Source organism: Okeania sp. SIO3B5 (assembly GCF_010692555.1).
In the GTDB taxonomy this organism is placed as follows: Bacteria; Cyanobacteriota; Cyanobacteriia; order Cyanobacteriales; family Microcoleaceae; genus Okeania.
On the sequence record NZ_JAAHHG010000072.1, the window covers coordinates 22,873 to 31,030 of the forward strand.

The following is an 8,158-nucleotide window of genomic DNA, read 5'->3' on the forward strand; positions in this document are numbered from 1 at the left end:
CTTTTCTAACTGGTTATTTTACCGAAGAAGTAGTTGGCTTAGGTACTAGCGGTGCTCTAACCTTTTCAGGTATAGGAGTTGATACAATAGATTCAGCAATCACTAGCTATTTTAATATAAATGCTAATGACTTCACGTTTGCACAAACAAGCATTGCAATGAGTAGTGTTTCTGTCTCAGGAAATGGTGGATTTACTGGTACTGTTGATAACTTTGATATGGTTAACAAGGCTGATACTCCTGAACCAACTGCATTATTCGGTCTAGGTGTAATTGCTGCAGGTCTAGTAACTAGCCGTCGCCAGAAAAACTCCTAATCTACAGGTTGATGATTATCTGCGCGATCGCTCTGGTTTAAACAATAATATCTACATTAGTCAAATTATCAGAGTGCAGAAAAAACAGCGATCGCTTGCTCCCACCTAACTATTATTTCAAATCAATCTAAGATACTTAGATTTTGACATATATACTTATTACAAAAAAATATCTATGAAATCAACTCTTAGAGCGGTTGCTAAGTCATTAGCGATCGCTTATTTATTTAGGGCTTGCTGATTAAATATAAAAGCATTGACAGATAAAGGTTTTAGCCTTTATTGGTCTTGAAAAAGTACAAGGTTTTCGTTCTAGGGAACTCAAAAAGTTAGGATTTTTGATTGACTATCGCAGAAAAATCAAGGGATAATTCTTTCTCCTGACTCCTCTAAATTCCCCATTTCTCCTGTCTTCCCCTCCCCTCCTGGGAGGGGCTAGGGGTGGGTTGTCTCCTGTCTCCTACCCCAGCAAAAAGACTTTCCATACGCAAACCCTATTTATTTTATACCAAATTCAAGAAAGATTGTTACAGTAAAATTATAGATGCTTAACGGAATTGAAAAATCTTCACTGTTTATTTCTTATACCTACCACCTACCACCTAAAATCTAATACCTTGAATAGCCAATGTAGCAATATTTTTTGAAAATGGTATTAGTAATATTGTATCCCACATTCCGCACTTCATTTTGTAATATTAAAGTAGTATAGAGGTCTGTAGCTTGAAGGAGTCATTTCAGTTATCAGTTATCAGTTATCAGTTATCAGTTCCTCTGGCTGTTTGCGCAGCATTCCGTAGGAAAGCCAGAGGCTTGAAATACTGAAATTTATTTTTTTATCCCCTTGAAAGGGGAGGCTTGAGACCTTATTTTTTGGTCAGGAGACAGAATTTTAGAAGAAAATCATAGCTGCTGTGATTGAGTAATCATGTATAGCAAGTATTTATGCTTAATTATTTACTCGGTATTTGATGAACGAAAAAAGTAATTGAGATGATTTGCATAGTATAAATACCTGCCAAGCTACAGATTTATATACTACTTTTAATAATACAAATTGAAGTGCGGAATGTGGGATTGAATGAAAAGTGCCGTAAGTGCAACTTCATGGATAAATAGTATCAGTTGCCAATTCCAAGCCTCTTCTACTTCTAGCTGACTTCTTCTTATATATATCTGAAATATTCAGAACTTACCGAATTATTAATAGACATCTCCAGAAAAGAGGGAACACCGGAGCTGGGAACAGGGAACCCACCCCTAGCCCCTCCCCCTCCCAACCCACCCCTAGCCCCTCCCAGGAGGGGAACAATTGATAATTTCTGGATAAGAATTGATTTTATTTTTGATTTTTGGAGATGTCTAATAATTAATAATTAAATAGTTCGCGCCTTGAAGCCTCCCCTTTTAAGGGAAAAAAAAGCGGTCGTTTGCGCAGCATTCCGTAGGATGGGATGGCGAGGTCTCGGAGCCATATCCAATCGACCAAGAGAAGAAATAATATCTCCTCATATTCAATCAAGAACGGTTTTAAGCAGAGGTAATTATCAATTATCCATTATCCATTATCAATTAATGAAGCACGCATAGGAAATCATACACTATTTGTAGGGGTTAACGGCTATTAAACCCTACTATATCTAGTAGTTATGCCTAAGTCCTAATATTGTGACATTTTTGCTAATATCATATTTTATTTTGTTTGTCAGTGATCTGAAACACTCTTTACAATAACTTGTTATATTCGATGAAAATTCACCTTAGCTGATCGGAAAATACTTAGTTACATCACTGAGTTGTTTGGAGCAATTGTTAAATAAGTATTAAATCAATATACAATTATTTTTCTTGGTTTTTAATAAATATCAAGTAATTTAAATCAAATCAATCTATACATATATGACTATTTACTTAGTTTTTAATACTGGTATATAAATGTAATAAAATAATGCTTTACCTCCGTAAATACCTGGTTAAATCTCATGACATAGAGTTAATTTTACAGTGGAGTTTTTTAAAGATTCAGTAAAGTCTCGTAAAAAGGGTTGAAATATCTAAGTGAAATTAGCTAGATTATATTCGTGAGGGCAAGAGAGGTTCGCAAACCCCTAAGACTACTGAGAAGTATTCATCTTCCAGTTAAGTAGTAAGAGTATATATGAACTCATCATTAATCTCATCATCACAAAATCAAACCACAGGCATAAATTATTAATTACTAGGTGTTTTAATCATGAAAAATCTACTTAAGTACGCATTCGCATTGTCCGCAGCTACTGTTTTCGGTGGATCAGTTTTTGCTCCTGCTCAAGCAGCTACAGTCGTTGGTAGTCTAGCCTTCTCTGATGGTACTGATGATTGGTTTAGTCAAGTAGATCCAGGAGCAGGGGATACTTTTTATATTGAGTTTAATCCTTTTGATCTTAACTTTGTTACTACCCAAAATGGTTTTTTTACTCCTCCATTCGATGGTAGTCCTGTCCAAGGTGTAGCAGCTTCTAAAGCACATTTTGAATATGTGAGTTCCAGTGGTTCCGAGTTCACATACGCGCTCATCAACGACCTAGTTTTTGACTATAGTAATGGAGCAAGTGTTACTTGGGGAGCTGGTACTGAGTTTATGGGTATGTTCAACGGCCCGGACTCTGTAGAGTTTATGTTGTCTGAAGATCAACCTATATCCGCAATAGTTGAGGGAATAGGAGAGACTGGTTTCAAAGTCATTGCTGAGACACTTCAATTTTCAGACACTGAGGCAGGTGGTGGTGGTACATATAATTCACAAGTAGATATAGGAGTTCATATTCCTGAACCCACTACATTATTCGGTCTAGGTGTAGTTACTGCAGGTTTAGTAACTAGCCGCCGCCAGAAAAATTCCTGAACTCTAAGGTTGATGATTGTCTTTGCGATCGCTCTGAATAATCTGTACATTAGTAAAGCTATCAGAGTGTAGAAAAAAAATAGTGATCGCTTGCTTCCACCTAATCATTATTTCAAATCAATCTAAGTATCTTAGATTTTTACCGAATAATTAATAATTAATAATTAATAATTAAATGATTTTGGTTTAAAGCCTCCCCTTTTAAGGAAAAAAAAAGAAATAATATTTCCTTATATTCAATTCCGTAACGGTTTTAACCAGAGGTAATTATCAATTATCCATTATCAATTATCAATTAATGAAATCTACCTTGTTACAAAAAAATATCTGTTCAATCAAATTTGAGAGCGATCGCTAATGGCCCCACCATCGCTGATCAGTTCTAGAAAGATTGTATGCAATACTCCAATAATTGATTTATTAGTTAACGATGACTCCAGATATTAGAAGTGTTGAGAATCATCCAAAAACTAGCTAGTGCAGGATGGCAGAAATAACTAACCAGTTACAAAATCCTAAAACCCACATTACAGCACTTCGATTTGTAACATAAAAATTAGTATAAAATCCGTAGCTTGTTTAAGTATTTATACTATATAAATTATCCTCATTTACCTTGATCGGAAGTGAAATATTAAGCATAAATACTTACTGAATTATTTACTCTTATTGACTACTATAATTTTCTTCAGACTTTTGACTTTTAATTTTTGACTTCCGCGTAGCGACACTAGGATTACCAAGGAAGTTGGCCCATTAATATTATGTATGTCCAAGAAATAAACTTGCTATTTATTTAATATCAGCAACAGAAGTGACAGCCATTTCAGTTATCAGTTATAGCGCTGCGCGCAGGCAACAGGCAACAGGCAACAGGCAACAGGCAACAGGGGGAATAAATTACTGATAATATAAGACTTTTAGCTATTGGACACCTCCTGTGATTTGTAAATATGCCAGCGCACATTGCTATATCACTGACAAAATCATTGTTGGTAATCTTTAGCCATAAAAATCTATTCTCTATTTCCTTTCAGTATTGGCCTTAATAATATCTAACTCTAAAGCTTAATCATCATTCCCTAGTTTCTCCTCAGTCAAGACTTTTTATCCCCTTTGAATTTCCTTTGAGTTTGAAAGACTATTATTTGATTTTTCTAGTCATTTGTCAGAGATTAGCCTCCTGGACTTCCACCTCACTTTTTCTTCTATCAAAATCATTGTTGGTAATCTTTGGCCATAAGAATCTATTCTCTATTTCCTTTCAGTATTGGCCTTAATAATATCCAAGTCTAAAGCTTAATCATCATTCCCTAGTTTCTCCTCAGTCAAGACTTTTTATCCCCTTTGAATTTCCTTTGAGTTTGAAAGACTATTATTTGATTTTTCTAGTCAGTTGTCAGAAATTAGCCTCCTGGACTTCCACCTCACTTTTTCTTCTATCAAAATCATTGTTGGTAATCTTTGGCCATAAAAATCTATTCTCTATTTCCTTTCAGTATTGGCCTTAATAATATCCAAATCTAAAGCTTAATCATCATTCCCTCATTTCTCCTCAGTAAAGATTTTTTATCCCCTTTGAATTTACTTTCAATTTTCAAGACTATTGTTTTATTTTTCTAGTCACTTGTCAAAAATCTACATCCTGGACTTCTACCTAACTTTTTCTTCGTCCATACTCTATACATTTTAGTTGGGTTGTCTATACCACGTTTAGTAAACTTCTGTAAATGATCTGCTTCACACTTCATAATAACTTGTTATTTTCGATAAAATTCCATAAAAATTCGCTTTGGTTTACTACAAAATACTTAGTTACATTACTGAGTTGTATAGACTAATTATTTAAAATTGGGCTGAAAATCTATGTAAAGTTTTTTTTCCTCATTTTTTATATATATTTAGTAGCTCAAATCAATTAACTAAATTTACCTACTACTATTGGCCTAATTGGTAATACGGATTGGTATGTGATTAAAAAGACCGTAAAACTGTAAGTAAATGGAGTGAAATAGCATTAATTTGACAGTGAAGTTTACATTGGAGTTTTTAAAGATTCAGTAAAGTCTCGCAAAAAGGGTTGCAACACCTAAGTGAAATTAGTTAGTTTATATTCACGAGGGCAAGAGAGATTCACGAAACGATAAAACTACTGAGAAGTATCAATCTTCAAGTTAATTATTTAACAAGTACGAATCTAAGTATTATCCTCATCGTCACTCAATAAACACATAACTAATTTACTAGGAATCTATAAAATGAAAAATCAAATCGTTGCTTCCATCGCTGCTCTTCCTTTCGCTTTAGGTACTGCTTTCGCTGGTGCTGGTGTTGCTAATGCTGCTGCCTTAACTGGAGAATTTCACATAGCTTCCGGTGTTTCAATCCCTGGTGGTATAAGTAATATCTTCTTAACACAAGACTCATTAACTTTTCAACCAATTCCAACTCCAGTTCTTGTTGATCCCGATCCAGTAAATGGAGGAAGTTTTAATGGGTTTAACTCCGCACTTATCTCTGAAATTATATCTTTTAGCGGTAACAACGTAAACAACCCCTTTTTAGATTTAGGTAACTCACCAACTGGTCCCGGAATTGTGATGGGAGCACCTGACCCCAGCTTAACAGATGGTTTAAATGTTTTTAACCTAACTGAAGCTAGTTACAATTTAAGCCAGACTGGAGCTAACGTATCTGTAGATGTAGCACTATGGGGATATTTTGAGAGTGCAAATGGACACACAAGTAAAGGTGCAGGTAGCTTGACATTCCAGATAATTAACGATACAGTTGCTTCAGTTGAAAGTCAGCTTGCTAGTGGTGAGACAATAGGGGATATAACTTTCTCTGGTGGTTTGTTCGCTTCTACTCCTGAACCAACTGTATTATTCGGTCTAGGTGTAGTTACTGCAGGTTTAGTAGCTAGCCGTCGCCAGAAAAACTCCTAAGCCAAAGGTTGATTGTTGTCTGTGCGATCGCTCTGGTATCAGCAATAATATCTACATTAGTCACAGTATAAGAGTGTAGAAAAAATAGCGATCGCTTGCTTCAACCTAACTACTTTTTTAAATCAATCTAATTAACATACTTAGATTTTATATAGTCATTTAAAACTACTAAGAAGTATCAATCTTCAAGTTAAGTATTTAACAAGTACTAATCTAAGTGTTATCTTCATCGTCACTCAATAAACAAATAACTAATTTACTAGGAATCTATAAAATGAAAAATCAAATCGTTGCTTCCATCGCTGCTCTTCCTTTCGCTTTAGGTACTGCTTTCGCTGGTGCTGAGGTTGCTAACGCTGCTGGATTATATGGAAGAATTGGTTTCAATGGTTTCTTCACAAATATTACTTTGTCAGAAGGTGAGTTGAGCTTTAACCCAAATCCAGGTGATTTGATAGCAAGTGTAACAACTGGTAATTTTGTACAATTTAACGCAGCAACTATTCAAGGTCCGCTAACGTTTGATGGTAGTGGTGACAGTCCATTTGAAGTAACCAGTGTGACAAATCCCTTCTTAGATTTAGGAACTTTTGGTGATTCCGATACAAGTGATGGTGTGAATACTTTTGCTCTTCACTCTGGTTCTACTATAACTGTAACGGACAGTAATGGTGGTGCACAAATAATGTTAGACCTAAATGGATGGTTTACTGATGAATTTGGCCATCAAACAAAAGGTATAGGTAACATAACATTTCAGATGGCAGGTGTAGATGCCGAATATGTTGAGGGTATTTTTGATGGAACTATTCAACCTATAGAGGCAACCTTTTCTGGAGAAGTGATTGGGGAAATGAAACCAGTACCTGAACCAACTGCATTATTCGGTCTAGGTGTAGTTACTGCAGGTTTAGTAACTAGCCGTCGCCAGAAAAACTCCTAAGCCAAAGGTTGGTTGTTGTCTGTGCGATCGCTCTGGTCGAAATAATAATATCTACATTAGTCAAATTATCAGAGTGCAGAAAAAAAACAGCGATCGCTTGCTTTCATCTAAATTATTTAAAATCAATCTAAGATACTTAGATTTTTACATCTACCTTTACCTTGTTACAAAAAAAATATCTGTGAAATCAAATTTTAGAGCGATTGCTAGTTTATTAGCGATCGCTTGTTTCAATTTAACTACTATTTAAAATCAATTTAATTATCTTAGAATTTTGCATCTACCTTGTTACAAAAAAAATATCTGTGAAATCAAATTTGAGAGCGGTTGCTAGGTCATTAGCGATCGCTTTTAACGAAGTCATATCATGTCCGGTTGAATAATTAGACTTTGGTGGAAGGAAGGCAGGAGGCAGAAGGTTTTCTCCCATTGTCACCTTGATTTTATACACAAACGATGCTACCGGACATGATATCATAAGTCAGAAATCAGAAGTTAACCCACCCCTCGCCCCTCCCCCTCCCAACCCACCCCTAGCCCCTCCCAGGAGGGGAGGGGAAGTAGGGGATTTGAGCAAGGCTCCAAAAATATTGCGCCTTAAAAGGCGGGGTTGCGCGACCCATGTTATTTTGATAATTTGTGGGAACATTGTACAGCGCTGTGCGCAGGCAACAGGCAACAGGCAGGAATACTTAAGGGCAAGAAAAAAACTTAAATTTCCTGTAGATATTCACTCTTGGGTGTACACAAACGATACCAGCGGACATGATATCACTTGCCAATCCGAAGGCTCCTCTACTTCTAGCTGACTTCTTCTTTATTGTGACATTTGAGTTGAGTTTTTAATTAGGGCTTGCTGATTCAACCTAAAAGCATTGATATATAAAGACTTGAGCCTTTTTGATTTCAAAAAAAGTGTGCCTGTTTCAGCTCTTCACGCTCATGCATGGAGCGCATTTTTAGCGCATAGTTGGGCAAAAAAATTCTCCCCTACTCCCCTACTCCCCTACTCCCCCGCTCCCCTACTCCCCTACTCCCCCCCTCCCAGTGTTCTTCTATAGCTGTG

Annotated in this window: 6 protein-coding genes; 5 read left to right on the forward strand and 1 reads right to left on the reverse strand. The window is 36.1% G+C overall.

Translation table 11 applies throughout. The annotated features are described in order from the left end of the window. From F6K54_RS12730 to F6K54_RS12750, 5 genes are all read left to right on the forward strand, one after another. A partial coding sequence (locus tag F6K54_RS12730; RefSeq protein WP_293078001.1) for a PEP-CTERM sorting domain-containing protein occupies positions 1-317 on the forward strand: 317 nt, incomplete at its 5' end. Positions 318-2,550: 2,233 nt separating this feature from the next. Further along, complete coding sequence (locus F6K54_RS12735) at positions 2,551-3,201, forward strand: PEP-CTERM sorting domain-containing protein (protein ID WP_293078003.1); 651 nt, start codon at positions 2,551-2,553, stop codon at positions 3,199-3,201. A 2,258-nt stretch (positions 3,202-5,459) separates the two neighbouring features. Beyond that, positions 5,460-6,149: a PEP-CTERM sorting domain-containing protein gene (locus F6K54_RS12740; protein ID WP_293078005.1), complete on the forward strand. Its 690-nt coding sequence runs from the start codon at positions 5,460-5,462 to the stop codon at positions 6,147-6,149. A gap of 274 nt (positions 6,150-6,423) precedes the next feature. Next, positions 6,424-7,092: a PEP-CTERM sorting domain-containing protein gene (locus tag F6K54_RS12745; RefSeq protein WP_293078007.1), complete on the forward strand. Its 669-nt coding sequence runs from the start codon at positions 6,424-6,426 to the stop codon at positions 7,090-7,092. 73 nt (positions 7,093-7,165) lie between these two features. Then, on the forward strand, positions 7,166-7,342 hold the full coding sequence (locus tag F6K54_RS12750) for a hypothetical protein (RefSeq protein WP_293078009.1): 177 nt from the start codon (positions 7,166-7,168) through the stop codon (positions 7,340-7,342). Between the two features lie 30 nt (positions 7,343-7,372). On the opposite strand, the gene F6K54_RS12755 is transcribed toward F6K54_RS12750, so the two are convergent. Continuing rightward, positions 7,373-7,522: a hypothetical protein gene (locus tag F6K54_RS12755; RefSeq protein WP_293078011.1), complete on the reverse strand. Its 150-nt coding sequence runs from the start codon at positions 7,520-7,522 to the stop codon at positions 7,373-7,375. Between the last annotated feature and the right edge of the window lie 636 nt (positions 7,523-8,158).